The sequence below is a fragment of the Neobacillus sp. NPDC093182 genome, from assembly GCF_044754045.1.
In genome coordinates this window covers 7,940-27,350 of record NZ_JBIVOI010000018.1, presented here as the reverse complement: position 1 = coordinate 27,350, position 19,411 = coordinate 7,940, and the positions used below count along the sequence as shown (strand labels likewise).

The following is a 19,411-nucleotide window of genomic DNA, read 5'->3' as shown; positions in this document are numbered from 1 at the left end:
TGGTACTAAGGTGGTGAAAGAAAAGTGAAAAAATTATCTTGGTTTTGGGTATCCATGTGCTCAATCATTATGGTTATTGTTTTTGTAAGCTGGCAGCAATTTGGAAAACTTTCTCCCTCTGCTGACATGTTAACGGAACAGGAAGCTCAGAAACTTGTTCAAGATCGTTATCAAGGAGAGGTGACATTATTAAAACTAGCCAATCAGCAATACCAAATAGAACTTCAAAAACAGAATAAACTATACGTCATCAAGCTAGATGCAAAAAGTGGAAAAATAATATCCTTTGATGAAAGTACTGATTCAACAGCACCAACACCTGATCCTCCTCCTAAATCAGAACTGCCGGAAGAGGAACTAAAACAAATTGTACTCAATGCAGTAAATGGAGAGATTGTATCTTTTGAGAAAGTAGATATGAATCAACAACCCTCTTATAAAGCAGTTGTGAATGAAGCCGACAAACAAACAACCATTATTGTCGACGCCGCTTCAGGTGCTATTCTCTCCACTACGTCATCTGCAGTCAATCAACCTCCTAAGCGGTTAACAGAAAATGAGGCTGTTAATATAGCCGTTTCTCAGGTTCAGGGTGAGGTGGATGATATTTGGCTGGATACAGAGGGAGACCAAACCTTTTATCTTGTTAAAATCGAAACAAATGATGACCGTGAAGCAACTGTGCAGATTCATGCCATCACAGGAGACGTAACGTCAGTATCTTGGGATGACCATAGAAGCGATCAAAAAGACGATGATGATTAGTTAAAATATTTCCATAAACAAGCTTTTCTCATGAATTTCTAATGTTTCTATCCTTTTACTCTCATTTTCGGTGGATATACTGAAATTGTAGAAAGGTAGTAAAAAAAAGGAGGAAATAATAATGAAAAATAAGGTTTTAATAGGTGTAGTGTCATCGTTACTCGTTTTGGGTGGAGCTATTGCGGTTGGTGCTTCAAAGAATGATACGCGTCCAGAGGATTCCATTCATCTAGATGACAAATGGTCCGTAATCAATCTAGACACACAAAGCTTGCCTGAAATAAAAGCAGGTCAGGAAATGGAGCTAGAAACAGAGCACGGTCAAACATTTTATAAGATAGAAAGTGATGATGACAGTAGCAACTCAACGGCTTCTCAATCGAACACTTCTGCTTTATCCGTTGAAGAAGCAGCAAAAATAGCTGTGAGTGAGGTAAACGGAACGGTTACCGAGGTTGAACAGGAAATGGAACATGGCAGACTAGAATATAAATTTGAGATTCAGTCAGATCAAGGTGAAGCTGACGTTCGAGTAGATGCTGAAACAGGAAAAGTCACAAGAGTAAAGTTTGATGATGACAGCAGAGATGATCGATACGATGATGATGACAATGATGACGACGTCGATGATGACAAGGGCAGAGGCACTGATGACAGCGGGATTGATGGATAAAAATCAGTAGAGGACAATCGTTAAAACGATTGTTCTTTTTCGTCCATATATATGTAATTTACACCTATTAGTAATAATAAATAAAAAATGTATATATAATATGTTAATTGCATCATTATACCTGTTTACACTATCCGAATTATGGCTAAAAAGAATACTATTATCAACCATAGGAGGTAGTTTATTTGGGTAAGCTGTTATCTAAAAAATTTTTTAAAAATTTTTTCGGAATCCCCTATTTACGGATGGGTGCTGGAGAGCCTCTGGTTTTTATTCATGGTCTTGGAGAAATCAAGGAAGGCTGGTCCAATCAGTTTGAATTTGCACAACAGTATGACCTGATTATTCCAGATTTACGTGGACATGGAGAGTATATTACAGATGAGAAAATTTCAATCAAAAACTTTGCCTTGGATATTATCAATTTGTTAAAAGGTCTTGGGATTGAAAGTGCCCACATTTGTGGATTATCAATGGGCGGAATGGTTGCACAAGAAATCTATCGTCAAGCACCAGAAATGTGCCGGTCCCTTACGCTCGTAAGTACTTTTCATTATGCACCAAAACAATTCGGACAGCTCTTTTTAAAACTTCGCAAGTTAAGATCCGAATCATTTTCCCTTGAGGAGCAAAAAAATATTGCTGCGCGCGTCTGCCTTTATTCCTGGACTGAGGAAAACTTTGAGAATTTCTATAAATTCTATCACCCTAATCGTGACTATTATCTTTTATCGGCGAAAGCATGCCTTGAGGTTAATAATGTATGCCTGCTCCCAAAGATAAAAGTTCCAACTTTAATTATTGGCGGTCAGTACGACTCGGTAACCCCTCCTTGGATACAATTTCTCATGCATAAACAGATTAGACATTCGGAATTTGTCATTTTTAGAAATACAGGTCATATAGCTAAGCTCGAGGCTAAAGAAGCATTTAACGAGGTACTGCGAAACTTTTTAAACAAACATAAAAAAGCATGTTAAGGGAAGGAACCTCTTCCCTTCCTTCCCTTAACCATTATATAATCTTGTACTCTTCTTTATTACAACAAATTAGAGTGGATTTGAACGAGTGGAAGCCCATTCATCCACAACCTCAGCGAACAATCCGGTTAATGCTAAAGAAACATGACCTGCATCAACGAGCTTGTAGGTTTTGTCCTCACTAGAAACCAAATCCATAATTGGCAGGCTTTGTGGTTCTGGCACTAAATTATCGTTTGATGAGGAAATAACAAACAAATTCGATTTAATATTTTTTAAATCTACATGTTTATTGCCAATCATCAATTCGCCTTTAACAAGCTTGTTCCCTTTAAAAAGATCATTCGCTAATTGTCTAAATGCCTCGCCTGCAAATGGGACCTGATCAGTTGTCCATTTATTCATTCGGCGCCATTTATCCACATATCTTGCATCATGGGCTCGATTTAACAGCGTCGTATAGTGACTAAAATAAATCGGAGCCGATACTGCACGAAACATTGCTTCCACATAGGCTGACGGAACATTTCCATAAACATCAATTAGGCGGTCGACATTTATATCACCGTTCCTAAAACCCTCTATCCATTTATCTGGCCCGGCAAATTCAGTAAAATCTATAGGCACAGTTGCAACAATCAAGTTTTTAATCGGTTCTTCTGTAATGGAAGCATAGATAGATGCAATAGTCCCGCCTAAGCAATAACCCACAACTGTTATCTCTTCCGCTCCAGAATGGCGAATTGCGCGCTGGACTGCGGTTCTTAAATACTTTTCGATGTATGTATCCAGACCGATGTTTTTATCTTCATATCCAGGAGTACCCCAATCTAATAAATACACATCATACCCACGGTTTGTAAGCCTCTCAATTACACTTGCCTTCGGAGCAATATCAAGAATATATGGTTTATTAAATAAGGAATAGACGAAAAATAATGGAATTCCATATTTTTTTTGTTTTGCTGGGTAATGCCATAATACCGATTTATTTTTTCTCCAAACCTCTGTCCTAGGAGTATGGCCAATTTTCGGTTCTGGCTCATTTAGCACTTGAAAAAGATGCTTCCAGCGTTTCATTTCTTTTTCAGGATCTATTTCTAACGGTGGAAATAAATCCTTAAAAGGTATATCAACTGCCACTTCTCCCCCCCCCCTTTACTCGTTATTTTGTGGACCCAGCACCTGTTAAGACCGGTTCTATAGGCTGGTCATTTTTAATCTGACTTTTAAGTATCTCTATATCCTCTTTAAAATTATTTAATCTATTCAGCTCAAACTTAATCTCTTGCAGTTCATTTTGTAAATTCTTTGAATCTGCAAGTTCCTTTTTCGTTTTAACTAACTCTGTTTTTAGTTGTTTCGTTAGTTTAATAATTTCCTTGGATACCTCTACAACACTTTCGATTTCCTTACTTTGTGATTTCACCGAATCCTGTAAATCCCAGATTTGTTCTTCAAGGGATTCAATTTTCCCCTCTGTTTGAATGGTTAAAGAAGCCACATTCGCCAAGTCATTTTTAGTTGGAATATTGAGCACACCTGCAAGTGCCTCTTGGTTCTTTTTAAAAACTTCAAGGTAACGGGAGTGTGCACCAGTCCCTGCACCAGACATTTTGACAAATTCATTGTTATTGGACAAAAGAAAAAGAAAATCATTTATTTGTTTTTCCCAAATTTCACTATACTTTTTAAATGAATCATATGGGTCATTCTGACTTTTAGTCGACATCTGGTTCACCTCAAAATAGTTATGATTTTGACTCCGAAGCATTCTTCATATATTGTTGAAATGGTAAAAGTGCAGACTTTACTTGTTTTTCAAACAGGTTCACGAATATTTTTTGATTTTCATATAAAATATTCGTTGTACTCTTTACACCTTCAATATACTTCTCTCTGCTTCCCTTTCTAAAAGAAAGATATTGTTCAACACTGTCTAGGTACTTGTCAAGTGCTTGTCCAGTAGTCAGAGCACGGATTGGTGTGGTTAATAAAGATGTCGTTTTATTTTGAATGTCATCCACTACGTGGTTGATCTCTTCATAAGACTTTAGAGGGAAAAATTGTTGTATCGTAGTCGTGGTCATGAGTAATTCTTCACGAGCATATTTCTCCCATTCAAGAAGCTCGCTTTTAAATTGATCTGTAATGGCTTGGCTATTTTCCTGATTTCTTTTAATACTCTCAACAAATTTCTTAGTAGCATTTAAGAATATTTCATCCCGATGGTTTAAACGCCCTGCCCATTCGTCTACTTCCTCATAAGCAGCTCTCCATATTAATTCAAAACTTGAGAGCTGATTTTCCTTCATTTCTTGTTTTTCGACTGTTGATTCATTACTATTACCCATTGTTTTCTCCTCCATTTGGTTAGTCGTCGAATAATCTCTTCAATTCTTCGAGCTCATTCTTTAACGACTTTATTTTGACTGCCTTTAAATCCTTCACTTCATACTCAATAAAACAAAGCATTCCACGCAAAGATGTATTAAGTTTTTTTAACTGTGAATGATTGCTTTTTAAGCCAATATTTAGCAAATACAGAGCTTCTTCAAGATTGTCCAGCTTTTCCTCACAATCTACTTTTCTTTCGGCGAGTTGGGCTATATCATCTTTCTTAGGTATATCAAATACAGTTAACCAGTTGTTCATTACCTTTTGTTGAATCACTACATGGTCTAAGTGATTTTCGACTGCTTTTCCAAAAGAATGTGTAAAGGTTAGGCAATTGGCAGATAAATGGATTTGTTTGTTCCACTCTTTTTCCAAGTTTTTGTAAAAACTCACAGGGTCTGGTTGTCTCGATTCCATAAAAGCCCTCTTAATCTAACCGATTAGTATTTGCCTTAATCTAACATGAATATTACTATAATTCAAATTATTAAGATAAATGGTTCATTTGTAAACCTTCATCGTTCGACAAATTACATCATTTTGTTATAGAAGCGCTCAATAATACAGCTTTTTCTGTATTCATTTGTTCTTTAGTAAAATCAGGTTTCATATAAATGACAATATCTAGTAAAAAAGGAGTTGTTAAAGATGCCTATAACTACGGCTAATGGAATTGATTTATATTATGAAATTCATGGAGAGGGGGAACCCCTGTTATTAATCATGGGGTTATCACTATCTTCTAAGTCTTGGTTTCGGACAATCCCTGCCCTAAGTAAACAATATAAAGTCATAGTTTTTGATAATCGTGGTGTTGGTCTAAGCGGGAAACCCAATTCCCCCTATTCGATCGAACTAATGGCTGACGATGCTAAAGCAGTATTAGATGCAACAGGAGTAGAAAGTGCACATATCTATGGCATTTCTATGGGTGGAATGATTGCCCAAAGACTTGCATTAAAATATCCAGAGCGGATAAGGTCTCTCATCCTAGGGTGTACAACATCAGGCGGGGAAAAACATGTGCAGCCTAGTGCTGAAGTATCGATGTTAATGTTGTCTAGAGCATCTTCTACTGCAACACCCGAGGAAATGGCCTGGGCAACTGCTCCAATCCTGTATAGTCAATCTTTTATCGAAAATCGTCGTGACTTGATTGCAGAAGACATTCAGAGACGCATTGAAATTCCAGTCCTCCCATACGCCTATATGCTGCAGCTTCAAGCATGCTTATCACATGATACGTACAATGAAATACATCAAATAAAAGCACCTGTATTAGTTATTCATGGAGATGAAGATAGATTAGTACCTTATGAAAATGGTGTAACACTTGCTGAAAAAGTTCCAAATGCAGAATTCTTAACGATCAAGGGTGCAGGTCATATTTATATAACAGAAGCAAATGATTTAGTTAATAAAACAGTTCTTGAGTTCCTATCTAACCAATAAATGAATCCTGAATGCCCAATCAATTTGAATGGGCATTTTTTATATTATTGAACGCTTGCACTTTTCTTGAGCATACTACTACATTTGCACCTGCATCCGCATAGGCCTCTGCAATTTGTTCACCAAGTCCTCTTTCCCCGCCGGTTACGATGGCTGTTTTCCTTTGTAAACTAAATAAATCTCTAGTATCCATCCAAATCCCCCTATCCATTTATATCCTATTAGAATCTTAATATATTTCATTTTATTAAAATATAGATATTTATTAGTATTCACAAAAATGTTAAGAATCAAAAAAACGCCAAAACAAAAAAGAACCCCGCCTATATGGATTCTAAAAAACATCTGTTAATTATTTTATTGAATAATCAATAGTTTTATAGGCTATGAAGAAAGTTGCTAAAGAAACCAACGCCTCCTTTAAGCCAAATATAAAAATGGAGGTGCTGAAAATAAAGAAATTAAAGAACATCACAATTTGGCCAATTGAGAAGGAGGACCGTCCGCTAAATAAAATCGCTAAGACTTCAGTACCATCTAAAGATCCTCCAAAGCGAATAACAGTCCCTATACCTAAACCTAATAAACCTCCTCCAAAAAAAATTACGATCAAGGGATTTTGTGTTATTGAAGGATATGGTTCAAGAAGATGGGTAAAGAATGATAGCATCAATATCGCAAATAGACTTAATAGCACAAATCTTTCTCCAAGATAAGAATAGCCTATAAAGAAAAAAGGAGTATTTAATAATAAAAGAAAGAAACCAACTTCAATGCTAGTCATATGAGAGAGAATGATGCTGACTCCAACGATCCCGCCGTCAATTACATTATTCTTCATCAATAATAGCTGTAACGCTATAGCTGTTAGCAAAGCACCACAAAATATGAATAGCAATCTTTTTGGCATAGATATATAGTCTCTTCTTTTGTTTAATCCAAAATATTTAACTCTCTCCTTATACATGTTCTGCCCCTTTTGTTTATTTAATGGGAGGATATAGCTCATTATATTCCCAATAACATGAAACATGCCCGACCAATAGGTCAGGCAGAGACAATCTTTTCATTATTATTATTTGGTGAACAGCGTCAGTCTATTTCAAAATCTTCCTGATTTAAAAATAGAATATAAAAGTAAGAGGAACATTGCCGTGGCAATAGCAAAGCCGATCTCCATAACTGGCAGTCTTTGCAGCAGGATAGATGTTTGTCCGGATAATGAAGCACCAATGATAATTCCTGCCAAAATAATGCTAAAGGATAGCAGCACAATGCTAAAGGAAAGTCTGTTGCTTATCTTATTAAGTTTTTTAAGGACTGGTTCTATTTCCGGTGTTGTTATTTCAATCTGCATTTTCCCTTTTTTCATAACCGATGTAAAATCTTTAATCGTTTTCGGGAATTCTTGAAGGATATCTCCGTATTCCGTAAAGTTTGACCATGCAAACTCAGCCACATTTTTCGGTTTAAAGCGATCCATGAGCAGTTGTCTTCCAAATGGTTCTGCGACCGCTAAAATACTAATTTCATGGTTTAGCTTTTCGACTGTACCCTCCAATGTGAGCAGCGTTTTTCCTAATATCGTTAAATCGGTTGGGATCAAAATCTTATGGCGGTAGGCCACAGAAAAAAGTTCATTCACAGCAGTTCCAACACTCATTTGACTAAAAGGAACATCTAGGTACTTTTCACGAAGCTTATCTACATCGGCATGTAATTGTTTTACATCCACATCATGAGGTACAAGTCCCATACTTGTTATCGCCTTCACTACTTCTGTAGTGTTTTTTCGCATTAATGCAATAACAAAGGAAGCAATATGCGCCCTCATTTCAGGAGTAATCCGCCCCACCATACCAAAATCCATAAAGGCAATAACCTGATCCGGCAGTGCAACGATATTACCTGGATGGGGATCGCCATGGAATAAACCATCGATAAGAATTTGATGAAAAATGGCATTGACTACCTTTTCACCTAAAAGCTTTGTATCATATCCTTCTAGGTTCAGCTTTTCAATTTCATTTAATTTAACTCCATCGATAAATTCCATCGTCAATATTTTTTTGGTCGTATATTCCCAATATACCTTTGGTATGTGAACTTTTGGATCATTATGGAATTGTTTAGCAATCTTTTCGGCGTTTCTGCCTTCATTTTCGTAATCTAATTCTTCACGAAGTGATCTTGATAATTCTTCTACAATCGTCCGAATTTGGTATCTTTCAACCCAATCAATTCTACTTTCTGCTAATCTTGTGAGATCCTGCAGAATTTCTAAATCCGTTTCAATGACACTCATAATATTAGGGCGCTGAATCTTAACAGCTACACGTTCTCCAGTAAGCAAAACAGCAGAATGAACTTGTCCTATGGAGGCAGCAGCTAAAGGGATTTCGCTAAACTCTGCAAATGAATTTTCGAGAGAATCGGCCAATTCTTCTTCCAGTATTCTTTTTACTTCATCATATGAAAAAAGAGAAACACGGTCCTGAAGCTTGACCAGCTCGTGAAGGATCTCAGCAGGAATGATATCCGGTCTCGTGCTGGCAATTTGGCCGATTTTCACAAAAGTTGGACCGAGTTCCTCAAGAAACATTCTAATTCTTTCACCTGTTGTTCTGGTATTAAGTGTTTTATTACCTTCGACAAATACTTTCTTAGGTACGGCTAACAGATCTAGGAGTCCTAATTCTTTCATAACAAAACCAAATCCATACTTGGTAAAAGTGTATACAATATCACGATAGCGTTGAATATGACGAATTTTTTTCTTAATCATCTGCTCCACTCCTGTTGGGAGTATTTTAATAACATTTATCCTCGAATCAAGATTCTCATTTTTTCTTTCGATTTACAAGGTCATTCTGCCAATGTTCGCTTACATAACAAAAAGACGCATCGTTATCCGACACGTCTAGTCACTATTATTCCTTTTTTAACATATTAAATACCTGCTCTACATCTTTGTCACCACGACCAGATAGATTTACGACCAGGACATCATCTTTGGATAGTTCTTTTGCTAATTTTATAGCATAGGCAACGGCGTGAGAGCTCTCTAATGCAGGAATGATCCCCTCCGTTTTACTTATCAGCAGAAATGCTTCTAATGCTTCTTGCCCAGATACGGTAACGTATTCAGCTCTTCCACTTGTTTTCAAGTGGCTATGCTCTGGTCCAACACCTGGATAATCCAATCCTGCGGCAATCGAAAAGGTAGGTTGAGGATTGCCATTTTCATCTAAAAGCGTCAAACATTTAAAGCCGTGGATGATGGCTGGAGTGCCTTTTGTTAAGGTCGGCGCTTCTTCTGGCTCCACACCAATTAAACGTACATATTTTTCATCGATATAGTGTGCAAACGCACCAATTGCATTACTTCCGCCGCCAGCACAGGCAATAACTGCGGTTGGAAGCCTGCCTTCTTTTTCTATAATTTGGCGCTTTGATTCTTCACTGATAATGGCTTGGAAGTATTTAACCATGGACGGGTATGGATGAGGACCTACTGCTGATCCTAATAAATAAAAGGTATTTTGATAGTTTTGAACTAGGTCTGCTAAGGCTTCATCGACCGCGTCCTTTAATCGTCCCTGCCCTTTCTCGACAGGGATCACCTTTGCACCTAAAAGTTCCATCCTAAAGACATTTAATGCCTGACGCTCGGTATCGAGCTTTCCCATGTAAATGATACATTCCATACCAAACATTGCACATGCAGCAGCGGTTGCAACACCATGCTGACCTGCACCTGTTTCAGCAATAATTCGTTTCGCACCCATTCGTTTCGCTAATAATATTTGACCGATTGCATTATTTATTTTGTGGGCACCTGTATGGTTTAAATCTTCTCGTTTTAGATAGATTTTTGCTCCACCCATCTGTTTCGTTAAATTTTCTGCATATGTCAGCGGGTTTTCCCGTCCGACATATTCTTTAAGGTAATAGTTTAACTCCTCTATAAAATCTGGGTCATCTTTATACTTTAAGAACTGTGCTTCCATCTCATTAAGTACTAATTGAAGCTCATCAGGGACAAAGCTTCCTCCAAACTCACCAAAATAACCCTTAGTTTCTACGCTTACCTTTTCCATACTCGGCTCGTCTCCTTTTAAACTATTATTATCTAAAGAATATTAGTTTTAACCCATTATAAATTAATATAATTGAATATTCAAATAACAGTTAATGAAAAAGAGGAATGTAATTTATTCCACCCCTAAGATCCTTCAGTACTAAAAAAATGAAATATCCTCAGCAAAGTGATACGATTAATTCTGACATGAAAGGAGAGATATTCGTGAAAATCGTTGCACTTGTGGGTAGTAATCGGAAGGAATCATTTAACAAAAAATTAGCCTTATTTATTCAAAATCGATATCAAACGAAAGCAGAGATCGAGATTTTACCAATCGAAAAACTTCCAATGTATAATCAAGATGATGAGCTAACACCGCCGGTAGTAGTAACGGAGATTAAGAGAAAGGTCGCCGAAAGTGACGGTGTTCTTTTTGTCACACCTGAGTACAACCACTCTATTCCTGCCTTTTTAAAAAATGCAATTGATTGGTTTTCCCGTGTCGATAAAGTCATGGTGAATAAACCTGTGATGATTGTCGGCTGTTCTCCTGGTGTATTAGGAACAGCTCGTGCCCAAATGCACTTACGACAGATTTTAAATTCTCCTGGCATTTCTGCACTAACACTACCGGGAAATGAAGTATTCATTGGCGCCGTTCATGAAAAGCTCGACGAATCTGGAAAACTGGTTCATGAGCCAACCGTCCAGTTTATTGATACTGTGATGGATAACTACATAAATTGGATTAATAAACAAAGCCTTTAGATGCAAAACGCATGGATCCTTTTATCCATGCGTTTTGCATTATCGCTAATCTAATTTGATAGATTCATTTCTTTTTCTAACTGTTCAATACGGGTGTCAATTGTGGTTTGATTATAGGAACGATTCACTTGATTCTCGAGACGATTGATATAATTCTCGATTTCTTGAAAACGTGAGAATGATTTATCTGTGTTAGATTCTAATACTTGATCCATTCGATGGTTTGCTCTTGTTACGTTTTCACGTCCCATCAGCTCCATTCTGCGAAGCTGCATATCTTTTAATTTATTTTTCATTTCTCCATGCTTTCTTTCTAGTTCTTCCAGCTGTCCTTTTACATGCTCGAGCGAAGCTCTTATTCTATCTGCACGATTAACATATAATTCCTGCTCTTCTAAAGCAAATTGATAAAGCTCCGTTTCTCCGGCTTTTGACGCTATTTCAGCTTGATATTTCCTTTTTTCAGCTAACTGCTCGGCATTGTACAACTCTTTTGTAAATTCATCCTTTAGTACAGTTTGACGCTCCAAAAACTTTGCAGCTTTTTCGGTTTCCTGTTCGCACTGACGAAGGTATTGATTCAGTAACACAATCGGATTTTGTTTCTCTTTTTGCTCTAGTGCCTCGTTTAAGTCTGCGATAACAGTATCTTTAATTCTTGTAAAAAGATTTGTCATTTTAATTACTCTCCTTTGATTATTAATTTTTAAGTTCATTCCATTGCTTTTCAAAATTTACAAATGGATCTGATTCTTCTTTGATAACACTGTGTTTGCTGGAATTCCATTTCTTATAGACAAGATATAGAACGTAAGCGGCTACAAGTCCGATAATGGCAGGTGCATTAGAGATAGAAGCCATTAGGAAAATAACCCCGAGAATGCCAAGTGCAATTTTCCATCCTGTTGATTCTGCTTTTAAGAATTGTTTGTAGATGAAATATAAAATCGCGAGACTTATTATTAACCCCACCATCGGACCAAGTGTAGAAAGTAAGATGATGGCTGCCATTCCACCCGCTAAAACTAAACCAAATTTTTTCATTTTGTTTTCCTCCTTTTGTTTTCTTGTTATCATCTTACCTTTTTTATTGGGTTCACATAATTGAGCCTGAGCTTGATTTTCAAATAGGGCTAGAGACGTACAAAGGGTCAGCCCCTATGGAGACTGACCCTTGAAACAGAAAAATCCTAACATCATTTTAGATGTTAGGATTTTTCTATGATGACCTGTGAGGGGTTCGAACCCCCGACCTCAACCCTGTCAAGGTTGTAAAGTGAATCGGATTATAACAGATTTAGTTTAAAAATGTTGATTTAATAGGTTTTTATTTTTCATATATTTGATTTAAACAGATGTAATTGGTGGCAATATGATTGGTTTTGCCACCAGTGTGCCACCAAGTGACACCGACCAAATCACTTGGGACAAAAAAGTTTTTTAACTATTATGCTGTTAAACTTGATATCCCTTCTTACTATTATATTAAATATATATTAAATATTAAACATTTCTCCTTGACGACTACATGGGAACGGAACCCCCATAACTGGCACGCAGGTCTCAAGCAGTTTTGAAGTTAGAGGGAAGATATCTTTTTTGATTCCATTCAGTTTTATATAATGCCGTAAAGTCTTGATTTTTAATGCACTTTTTAACAAATCAAATATCATTTAATTTTATCTAATTAAATATAAAAACATCTATCTTGTGACCAAGTTGTGACCAGATTTTCTTGTTTCATTAATGGGGTTAAATAAGTAATTGAGGAGGTTTATACAAACCTCCTCTTCTTCCATTTGTGACAAACAGAGAATATTCCTACTAGAAACCAGGAATTAAATCATAGCCATTATTTTGAATGAGGAATAAGCGTCTCCATTAATGTAGAAACGTAACCTGTAGAACACCTATATGGAGTCGATATCTAAAAGCCACTGACTTATTTCGTTAAGTTTTTTCCCTTTAATAGGATGAATCCAATAATAAAAAGGTGTTTCTTTTGCTTTCCTTATTTGTTCTTCTGTTATGTTTCCAAGATGACGAACAAATTCTAGACTTTCCTTAAAGTCCCATGGATAATCCCGAATTTTGGCTCCACGAATCATAGCTAAAGTGGGAAAGAACATCTCCTCCAATGCGAAAACATTAGAAGATGTCCATAATTTCTCTAGTTCCAACATGTTGATTCCAGTAATCATTTGCTTCACAATTTCTTTCCTGTAAATTTGCCCCGGATTAAAAAAACGCGCAAAATAATCTGTCATGAAAAACGGCTGCCATTTATGCCATTCCCGCCACATTGATAATCCTGGACCAAAATCAGGATAGTCATAAGGCGTATTCTGGATTAAAAAATGTGGGCCCATACAATCATATCCGTTTAGCATCTTGTCAAGGAATGATTTAAAGCCATGTTTAATAAATAATACATCATGATCAAAGTTTACTAAATAGTCGTATTCCACGTTCGTTTCTTCCAGCCATTTCATGACATCGAGCAGAAAGGGGACAAGGTTACCATAAACTAGAGGACGGCTAAACGGACATATTTCTACATTTAAGCTTTTACCGAAATACCTATTCGTTCCGCCATTATAAACCACAACACGACATTCCGGGTTATAGTGACGAAAGTTTTCAATTTGTGCTTTCAGTACATTTTCGTTTTCATGAGCCAATATGGCGAAATATATCAATGCAGTTTCCTCCTAACACAATTACTCCTCATAGAGGCTAAATCAGGTAGATCATATCCCATTTGAAAATAAGGAATAGAAGTGTTGGCAGAAACTAATTAATATGTTATTCATTGTTTTGGTTTCTGGTTTTATGGAGTGCTAAATATTGTCTTGGATGAACGAGGGATAGCTGGGAAATATGGGTGTTTGTATACTCTTTTTTAAGTTCAGGGAGAGTTTCGATATACTCTTTTTTTACAAATAGTAATAGATTTTGAGCATACCACCACTCAACATTATTTTTATTCCATATTTTTTTCCTAATACAATCGATCACTTCATATCCGTTTTTTAGAAAGTACCTTGCCCAAAATTCAGGCCACTGTTCATTTAAATGACCATATCCTCCCTGGTAAGGTATTGCAGCAGAAAATAGAATAACTGGCCCCAGCCTTGTTAGAAAATCAATAAAATTTCTTCCAGATTCAATCGGTAGATGTTCGGCAACTTCTAGGGATACGACCAGATCAAATTGTCTATTTACATCAATAGGGCTTTTAAGGTCACATGCCATAAATTTTTCTTTAGGTATTTTCAATATATTTTTATCTACTTCTGCATCTATGCCTAGAATGTCTTTTACCCCGTATTTATGGAAAATGGACAACCAGCTCCCACTTCCACAACCTACATCTACGACAGAATTCGGCTTGATCAACTCTAAAATATAAGGAACAATTTCTTTCGCCGATCCTTCGGCTCCTTCATGTTGATAAAGATAGTAATCATTTGGGTACGGCTCCATATTAATCCTCCTTCTACAAGTACCTAAGAAAATACACAAATTCATTAAATATAGAGGCATTAAGACAGTCATGTAATAGTTTGATACTCTGATCCTAAAAAGAGTGTTTATAAGTATCTTGCAGAACATTTTTTATTGAAAATACGTGGAGAAAGTCTTGGTGATATCCTTTTGGAAACAATACCCCTAAACCGTATGAATGCTTGAATTCAATAAATGGATATTGATTTTTCAGTTGTTCCCAAAATAGATGGACCCCAAAGTCATCACGCTGAACAGCAATATCATGGAACAGGATTACACCTCGTTCGGCTAATTTTGGCAGCCAAGTTTTAAAATCATGAGAAACAGCCTCATAGGTGTGATAGCCATCAATATGAAGTAAGTCGATCGAATCATCATCAAACCTACTCAGTGCTTCATCAAACTTACATCGGGTTAAGGAAGAATTCGCGGGATAATATTGATCAGTAATTTCGGAAACGATTTGGTATACCGAATTGTCGTAAAAGCCCGCATGCGGGTCTCCTTCCCACGTATCTACCGCATAACACATCGTGTTCATTCCTTCATCTTTTACAGCTTGAAGAAAACTAAAATAGGAAACTCCCCAATGAGTTCCTAATTCTACAATAGTTGTAGGCTTCATAAACCTTACCAAATCATAGGCAAAACGTCGATGACCAACCCAAGCAGATTCCTGAGCAATATACTGATGATTTTTTTCAAATTCAAATTCAGGTGTATGAAAAATCCATTTACTCTCTAATTCAGTGTTTAACCATTTGCTGTATTGGTTATAGAATCTTTTTCTAGATTCTTCATATCCATAATGCATGTTTCTAACTCCACAGTCATGAAGGCACCATGGCCTTACTTGTTTAGGGACTCCGACCTCATACCCTGCTTTAAGATATTCAAGGGATTGGGAAAGATCGTAAAAATGCCATCCTTTTAAAATATCTTCTCTCCACGGAAGATCATATTGTGTAACCATGATTAGTCCGTCAATCGTAAGAACACTCTCGTAATCTGATTTTATATCACATAAAGATAGAAGCTCCATTTGACCCGTTTTACTCTCGTATACTTTTCCATACTTTTCTACGCTGTCCCTCCATATACAGCTTTTAGGAATGGTTTTTGCACCGACTACACCGATCATTCCTAGTAAAGGATATTTTGAAAACATTGAGAGGATGTCAACCAGAAAATTTTTGTTAATGATAAAAACATCTTGATGAAGATATACTTTATATTTCGCATCGCTGGCGTTCATCATCTGCTGATATCCTGAAGCGATACCTTCAGCATTTTCCAGCGACCTAAATTCGATTTCATATCCTTCTGGAACAGTTAAAGACCGGATATAAGATAATGATTCCCGATATTTTACCGGGTCTGTTATACACGAAATAAAACACATTTTCTTACCATTCTTTTCATTTTCAATATTAATGGGTATATCTTCATGTTTTTTTTTTAATAAATTCTCGAAAAACTGTTTGTTATGCAATACGTTTTCATCATTAGGACTATAGCTTCGAGCTATTTCATTGTGAAAATATGCTTTCTCATATTCGTTTAAATGGAAGTAACAAATACTAAGCTGGATCTGTGGCAGCCATGTCCAGCAAGCTTCGTTAAAAAATCCCCAGTTATCTTTCGGTTTTTCTAATTCAGTGGCTATTTTGTACCAAAAGATGGCTGAATGGTAATCATTCTTCCCTATAAATTGATAGCCAATCCTACAGCAAAATTCTGCTCGAGGAACACCATATTCAAACGACTTAAATGCATATTCTCTTTCTTTGGCATCGTCCCCCAGTTGATAATATATATCCGCTAATTTCCCACAGGCAGAAATATTATCTTCTACCCATCCCTTGTTGGAATTCAAAAATTTCAAGTAGTATTCAATAGCCTTTTCGTATTGTTCATGATCCAGAAGTTCGTTCGCATAATAATATAAATCTCGCGGAGTAAACTTTTCGCCTTTGGCCAAGCGGTCCTCGTAAATTCGTAAATTTCGTGTTGAATCATGATGAATGCCTTTATGTGTAACAATAACATCGCTGTTTATAATATAACCGCCGACCTCAAGGTACTCATGAACCGCCCCGTGCCACTGAAAGTTTTTGATCCTTTTTACAAGCCTATTGCGCCTATAGCTTAGAACGGGGTTATCCGACTCATCTAAGCCCAAATGGTATAGCATCGTTATCGAATCCACAGACGGATTAAGGGTACTTTTTAAATTTAGAAGCTTGTTCTGATCTTCTTCTAAAATTACATCATCGGCATCTAACCAAAGAATATAGTCTTTGGTCGCTTTACTGAACGAAAAATTACGCGCTGCTGAAAAATCATCAATCCATTCAAAGTCAAAAATAAAGTCTGTATAAGTTCTGACAATTTCTTTCGTACGATCGGTAGATCCCGTGTCAACAATTATGATTTCATCAACGATATCCTTTACAGAGTCCAGGCAACAGGCAATTGTATCTTCTTCATTTTTAACAATCATACATAAGCTAATTGTAATAGGATGTTCTTGTTGAAAGAGTAGCGAGTAAATGTCTTTTCCCCACTTTTCTCGAGCTTTCTCCCGATTTTTATTCAGTAATTGATCCAAGTTTAGCTCAGTATTCTGGTTAAACGTGGCATGACCTTCATGATGTACATAGGAATCCATAGCAATCATAAGCTCAAAACCTTGCATTCTGGCACGGAGACATAAATCATCATCTTCAAAATTCCCTAAACCAAACCGTTCGTCGAATAACCCAATTTTGTCCAGCACACGTTTTTTCACTAATAAACAAAATCCTGTCAAACGAGGATAAGGCATCGAAAGTCCTTTGTTCTTCAGACAATATTCCTTGGCGAAATCATCTAGTTCGCTAACATCCTGATAGGGGACGTTAATTTGCTGCGGATATCCGCAATAATTGCTAATCGGCCCCACCATCCCTACTTTTTCAGCGCTGTAGAGTACCCGAAGCATATTCCCTAACCAATTTTCCGTTACGACCGTATCGTTATTCAAAAAGAGAATGTTGTCACCAAGCGAGGCTTCTACCCCATGGTTGCATCCTTTCGGAAAACCAAGATTCTCCTTATTAAAAATCGCTTTCACATCCGGTTGGTCTTTTAAATACTCAACCGTTCCATCTGTAGATGCATTATCTACGACGATCAGCTCATATTTTTCTGGTGTATATTGTCGTATGCTTTTTAGGCAGCGTTTTGTTAGATCCAATTGATTGTGGGTTAGAATGATTATACTCGTTTCCATAGACCAAACTCCTTTCCACCATAAAAGCAAGTGGTTGAAATTATATGATTCTCTCGTCTTTATTGAAGTTTCTCATCTAGATGACTTGTTAGTTAAGAACACGATTCTTTGGAAAAAGTATACCTTAAAGCTTATATGTAGAAAGAAATCCAGTCAAAAAGACTGGATTTTAAAACAGGCTTTCAAAAAGAATTAGCATTTAATTGGACATGTTTGTATATAGTCTGAGAACTTAGTAAAAACAAAAAATTGTATTAACAATTTAAAGGGATGATTAATTAAGAAGTTTTAAAGAGAAGCTTACATAGTATTTTATGTTGATCTCGGTTAAACTAATAAGTCAAACAAAGATCTCTCTATTTCTTTGAAATTCGCAAACTTTATTTACCATAACCTAAAATTGGAACCACTAGTGTTATTTAACTTGTTGGCCTGTTGGTCCCGTCGGCCCTATTGGCCCCTCTCTTCAAACCCGAATAATAAGAGTAAACTTAGGTTGTTCTATTCCGATCAAAAATAGGCGGTGGATATCTATTCTTCGAAAATGGAACATCCTATTTTGAAAAAAGGTTAAGGTTATTAAGGAAAACGTATTGCGTTTAAATCTAAATTTACGGCACTAGCTGAAGTTACATTGTTTGCTGTTGTAAAAGCAATTCTAATTTCATATTGTGTCGTTCCAGTTATAGCAGCAATATTAACATTAGTCGATGCAACTGGAAATCTTGAAGTTGTTGCTACAGTAATATTTCTTTGAACTGATCGCGTATCCATCAAGACACCGTTTCGATAAAGTCTTATTTGAAAAGTGAAATTTGAGTTAGCCATTGTTACAACGTCAATCGATATCGCATAGTCTACTTTTATGCTTTGGCCAGTAGTTGTTGGTACATTTAATATACCAATTGACGTTTCTGTACCATCTGTTGCGAGAATAACTGGACCTGCAACCTCTGTAAAAAATACTTGTGAACCTGCTCCTGTTGCTCCAGTTACTCCGGTTGGTCCTGTTGGCCCGGTAGGTCCCGTCGGTCCTGTTGGACCCGTTGCTCCTGTTGGGCCTGTTGGGCCTGTTGGGCCCGTTGCTCCTGTTGGGCCTGTTGGGCCTGTCGGTCCTGTTGGGCCCGTCGGTCCTGTTGGCCCCGTTGGGCCTGTTGGTCCTGTTGGGCCTGTTGGCCCGGTAGCTCCTGTTGGTCCTGTTGGCCCGGTAGCTCCTGTTGGTCCTGTTGGGCCTGTTGGCCCTGTTGGTCCTGTTGGACCCGTTGGTCCTGTTGGGCCTGTTGGCCCTGTTGGTCCTGTTGGGCCCGTTGCTCCTGTTGGGCCCGTCGGTCCTGTTGGTCCTGTTGGCCCCGTTGGTCCTGTTGGTCCCGTCGGTCCTGTTGGACCCGTTGCTCCTGTTGGTCCTGTTGGACCCGTTGCTCCTGTTGGGCCTGTCGGTCCTGTTGGGCCCGTCGGTCCTGTTGGACCCGTTGCTCCTGTTGGGCCTGTCGGTCCTGTTGGGCCCGTTG

17 protein-coding genes and 2 pseudogenes are annotated in these 19,411 nt (G+C 37.3%); 5 read left to right on the top strand and 14 right to left on the bottom strand.

Translation table 11 applies throughout. From position 1 onward, the window contains the following. The first annotated feature begins 24 nt into the window (after positions 1 to 24). The 3 genes from ACIQAA_RS26255 to ACIQAA_RS26245 all read left to right on the top strand — a co-directional run bounded on the left by ACIQAA_RS26255 (position 25) and on the right by ACIQAA_RS26245 (position 2,418). Positions 25 to 765: a PepSY domain-containing protein gene (locus ACIQAA_RS26255; protein WP_402625715.1), complete on the top strand. Its 741-nt coding sequence runs from the start codon at positions 25 to 27 to the stop codon at positions 763 to 765. Positions 766 to 886: 121 nt separating this feature from the next. Further along, a complete protein-coding gene (locus ACIQAA_RS26250) occupies positions 887 to 1,438 on the top strand; it encodes a PepSY domain-containing protein (RefSeq protein WP_402625713.1) in 552 nt (183 codons plus the stop codon). Between the two features lie 185 nt (positions 1,439 to 1,623). After that, positions 1,624 to 2,418: an alpha/beta fold hydrolase gene (locus ACIQAA_RS26245; protein ID WP_402625712.1), complete on the top strand. Its 795-nt coding sequence runs from the start codon at positions 1,624 to 1,626 to the stop codon at positions 2,416 to 2,418. A 69-nt stretch (positions 2,419 to 2,487) separates the two neighbouring features. On the opposite strand, the gene ACIQAA_RS26240 is transcribed toward ACIQAA_RS26245, so the two are convergent. From ACIQAA_RS26240 to ACIQAA_RS26225, 4 genes are read right to left on the bottom strand one after another with little or no spacing between them, the layout of a single operon-like run. Then, the gene (locus ACIQAA_RS26240) at positions 2,488 to 3,561 is read right to left on the bottom strand and encodes an alpha/beta fold hydrolase (protein WP_402625710.1); all 1,074 of its coding nucleotides are present in this window, start codon (positions 3,559 to 3,561) and stop codon (positions 2,488 to 2,490) included. Between the two features lie 22 nt (positions 3,562 to 3,583). Beyond that, entirely contained in the window at positions 3,584 to 4,150 is a 567-nt protein-coding gene (locus ACIQAA_RS26235; RefSeq protein WP_402625709.1) for a polyhydroxyalkanoate biosynthesis repressor PhaR, read from the bottom strand. 19 nt (positions 4,151 to 4,169) lie between these two features. Beyond that, positions 4,170 to 4,772 (bottom strand): hypothetical protein, encoded by a 603-nt coding sequence (locus ACIQAA_RS26230; RefSeq protein ID WP_402625707.1) that lies wholly within the window; start codon positions 4,770 to 4,772, stop codon positions 4,170 to 4,172. Positions 4,773 to 4,791: 19 nt separating this feature from the next. Further along, positions 4,792 to 5,232, bottom strand: a complete 441-nt coding sequence (locus ACIQAA_RS26225; protein ID WP_402625705.1) for a hypothetical protein — start codon at positions 5,230 to 5,232, stop codon at positions 4,792 to 4,794. Between the two features lie 231 nt (positions 5,233 to 5,463). Here ACIQAA_RS26225 and ACIQAA_RS26220 point away from each other — a divergent pair, with 231 nt between their 5' ends. Continuing rightward, positions 5,464 to 6,267 carry an alpha/beta fold hydrolase gene (locus tag ACIQAA_RS26220; protein WP_402625704.1) on the top strand — a complete coding sequence of 268 codons (804 nt, stop codon included), beginning with the start codon at positions 5,464 to 5,466 and terminating at the stop codon, positions 6,265 to 6,267. A 37-nt stretch (positions 6,268 to 6,304) separates the two neighbouring features. On the opposite strand, the pseudogene ACIQAA_RS26215 reads toward ACIQAA_RS26220, so the two are convergent. The 4 genes and pseudogenes from ACIQAA_RS26215 to trpB form a co-directional block, all read right to left on the bottom strand. Beyond that, positions 6,305 to 6,460: pseudogene (locus ACIQAA_RS26215) on the bottom strand (SDR family NAD(P)-dependent oxidoreductase); the annotation flags it as partial. Positions 6,461 to 6,619: 159 nt separating this feature from the next. Then, positions 6,620 to 7,234: a YitT family protein gene (locus tag ACIQAA_RS26210; RefSeq protein WP_402625703.1), complete on the bottom strand. Its 615-nt coding sequence runs from the start codon at positions 7,232 to 7,234 to the stop codon at positions 6,620 to 6,622. Between the two features lie 135 nt (positions 7,235 to 7,369). Next, positions 7,370 to 9,052 carry an ABC1 kinase family protein gene (locus ACIQAA_RS26205; RefSeq protein WP_402625701.1) on the bottom strand — a complete coding sequence of 561 codons (1,683 nt, stop codon included), beginning with the start codon at positions 9,050 to 9,052 and terminating at the stop codon, positions 7,370 to 7,372. Positions 9,053 to 9,197: 145 nt separating this feature from the next. Continuing rightward, the gene (trpB, locus tag ACIQAA_RS26200) at positions 9,198 to 10,367 is read right to left on the bottom strand and encodes a tryptophan synthase subunit beta (protein WP_402625700.1); all 1,170 of its coding nucleotides are present in this window, start codon (positions 10,365 to 10,367) and stop codon (positions 9,198 to 9,200) included. A gap of 206 nt (positions 10,368 to 10,573) precedes the next feature. Between trpB and ACIQAA_RS26195 the strand changes: the two genes are divergently transcribed. Beyond that, positions 10,574 to 11,119: an NADPH-dependent FMN reductase gene (locus ACIQAA_RS26195; protein ID WP_402625698.1), complete on the top strand. Its 546-nt coding sequence runs from the start codon at positions 10,574 to 10,576 to the stop codon at positions 11,117 to 11,119. Positions 11,120 to 11,169: 50 nt separating this feature from the next. Here the strand turns inward: ACIQAA_RS26195 and ACIQAA_RS26190 are convergent, their stop codons facing one another. The 6 genes and pseudogenes from ACIQAA_RS26190 to ACIQAA_RS26165 form a co-directional block, all read right to left on the bottom strand. After that, positions 11,170 to 11,796 (bottom strand): PspA/IM30 family protein, encoded by a 627-nt coding sequence (locus ACIQAA_RS26190; RefSeq protein WP_402625697.1) that lies wholly within the window; start codon positions 11,794 to 11,796, stop codon positions 11,170 to 11,172. 22 nt (positions 11,797 to 11,818) lie between these two features. Continuing rightward, positions 11,819 to 12,163, bottom strand: coding sequence for a lmo0954 family membrane protein (locus ACIQAA_RS26185; RefSeq protein ID WP_402625696.1), 345 nt, complete (start codon positions 12,161 to 12,163; stop codon positions 11,819 to 11,821). Positions 12,164 to 13,029: 866 nt separating this feature from the next. Then, complete coding sequence (locus tag ACIQAA_RS26180; RefSeq protein WP_402625694.1) at positions 13,030 to 13,818, bottom strand: hypothetical protein; 789 nt, start codon at positions 13,816 to 13,818, stop codon at positions 13,030 to 13,032. 106 nt (positions 13,819 to 13,924) lie between these two features. Then, the gene (locus tag ACIQAA_RS26175) at positions 13,925 to 14,605 is read right to left on the bottom strand and encodes a methyltransferase domain-containing protein (RefSeq protein WP_402625692.1); all 681 of its coding nucleotides are present in this window, start codon (positions 14,603 to 14,605) and stop codon (positions 13,925 to 13,927) included. A gap of 94 nt (positions 14,606 to 14,699) precedes the next feature. Next, positions 14,700 to 17,903, bottom strand: a complete 3,204-nt coding sequence (locus ACIQAA_RS26170) for a glycosyltransferase (protein WP_402625691.1) — start codon at positions 17,901 to 17,903, stop codon at positions 14,700 to 14,702. Positions 17,904 to 18,482: 579 nt separating this feature from the next. After that, positions 18,483 to 19,411, bottom strand: a pseudogene (locus ACIQAA_RS26165) (collagen-like triple helix repeat-containing protein); the annotation flags it as partial.

Bases quoted from the DNA above. Each gene is read 5' to 3' on its own strand.
- ACIQAA_RS26175 (WP_402625692.1), bottom strand. From the start codon at position 14,605: ATGGAGCCGTACCCAAATGATTACTATCTTTATCAACATGAAGGAGCC.
- ACIQAA_RS26230 (WP_402625707.1), bottom strand. From the start codon at position 4,772: ATGGGTAATAGTAATGAATCAACAGTCGAAAAACAAGAAATGAAGGAA.
- ACIQAA_RS26210 (WP_402625703.1), bottom strand. From the start codon at position 7,234: ATGTATAAGGAGAGAGTTAAATATTTTGGATTAAACAAAAGAAGAGAC.
- ACIQAA_RS26185 (WP_402625696.1), bottom strand. From the start codon at position 12,163: ATGAAAAAATTTGGTTTAGTTTTAGCGGGTGGAATGGCAGCCATCATC.
- ACIQAA_RS26170 (WP_402625691.1), bottom strand. From the start codon at position 17,903: ATGGAAACGAGTATAATCATTCTAACCCACAATCAATTGGATCTAACA.
- ACIQAA_RS26220 (WP_402625704.1), top strand. From the start codon at position 5,464: ATGCCTATAACTACGGCTAATGGAATTGATTTATATTATGAAATTCAT.
- trpB (WP_402625700.1), bottom strand. From the start codon at position 10,367: ATGGAAAAGGTAAGCGTAGAAACTAAGGGTTATTTTGGTGAGTTTGGA.
- ACIQAA_RS26250 (WP_402625713.1), top strand. From the start codon at position 887: ATGAAAAATAAGGTTTTAATAGGTGTAGTGTCATCGTTACTCGTTTTG.
- ACIQAA_RS26190 (WP_402625697.1), bottom strand. From the start codon at position 11,796: ATGACAAATCTTTTTACAAGAATTAAAGATACTGTTATCGCAGACTTA.
- ACIQAA_RS26225 (WP_402625705.1), bottom strand. From the start codon at position 5,232: ATGGAATCGAGACAACCAGACCCTGTGAGTTTTTACAAAAACTTGGAA.
- ACIQAA_RS26205 (WP_402625701.1), bottom strand. From the start codon at position 9,052: ATGATTAAGAAAAAAATTCGTCATATTCAACGCTATCGTGATATTGTA.
- ACIQAA_RS26235 (WP_402625709.1), bottom strand. From the start codon at position 4,150: ATGTCGACTAAAAGTCAGAATGACCCATATGATTCATTTAAAAAGTAT.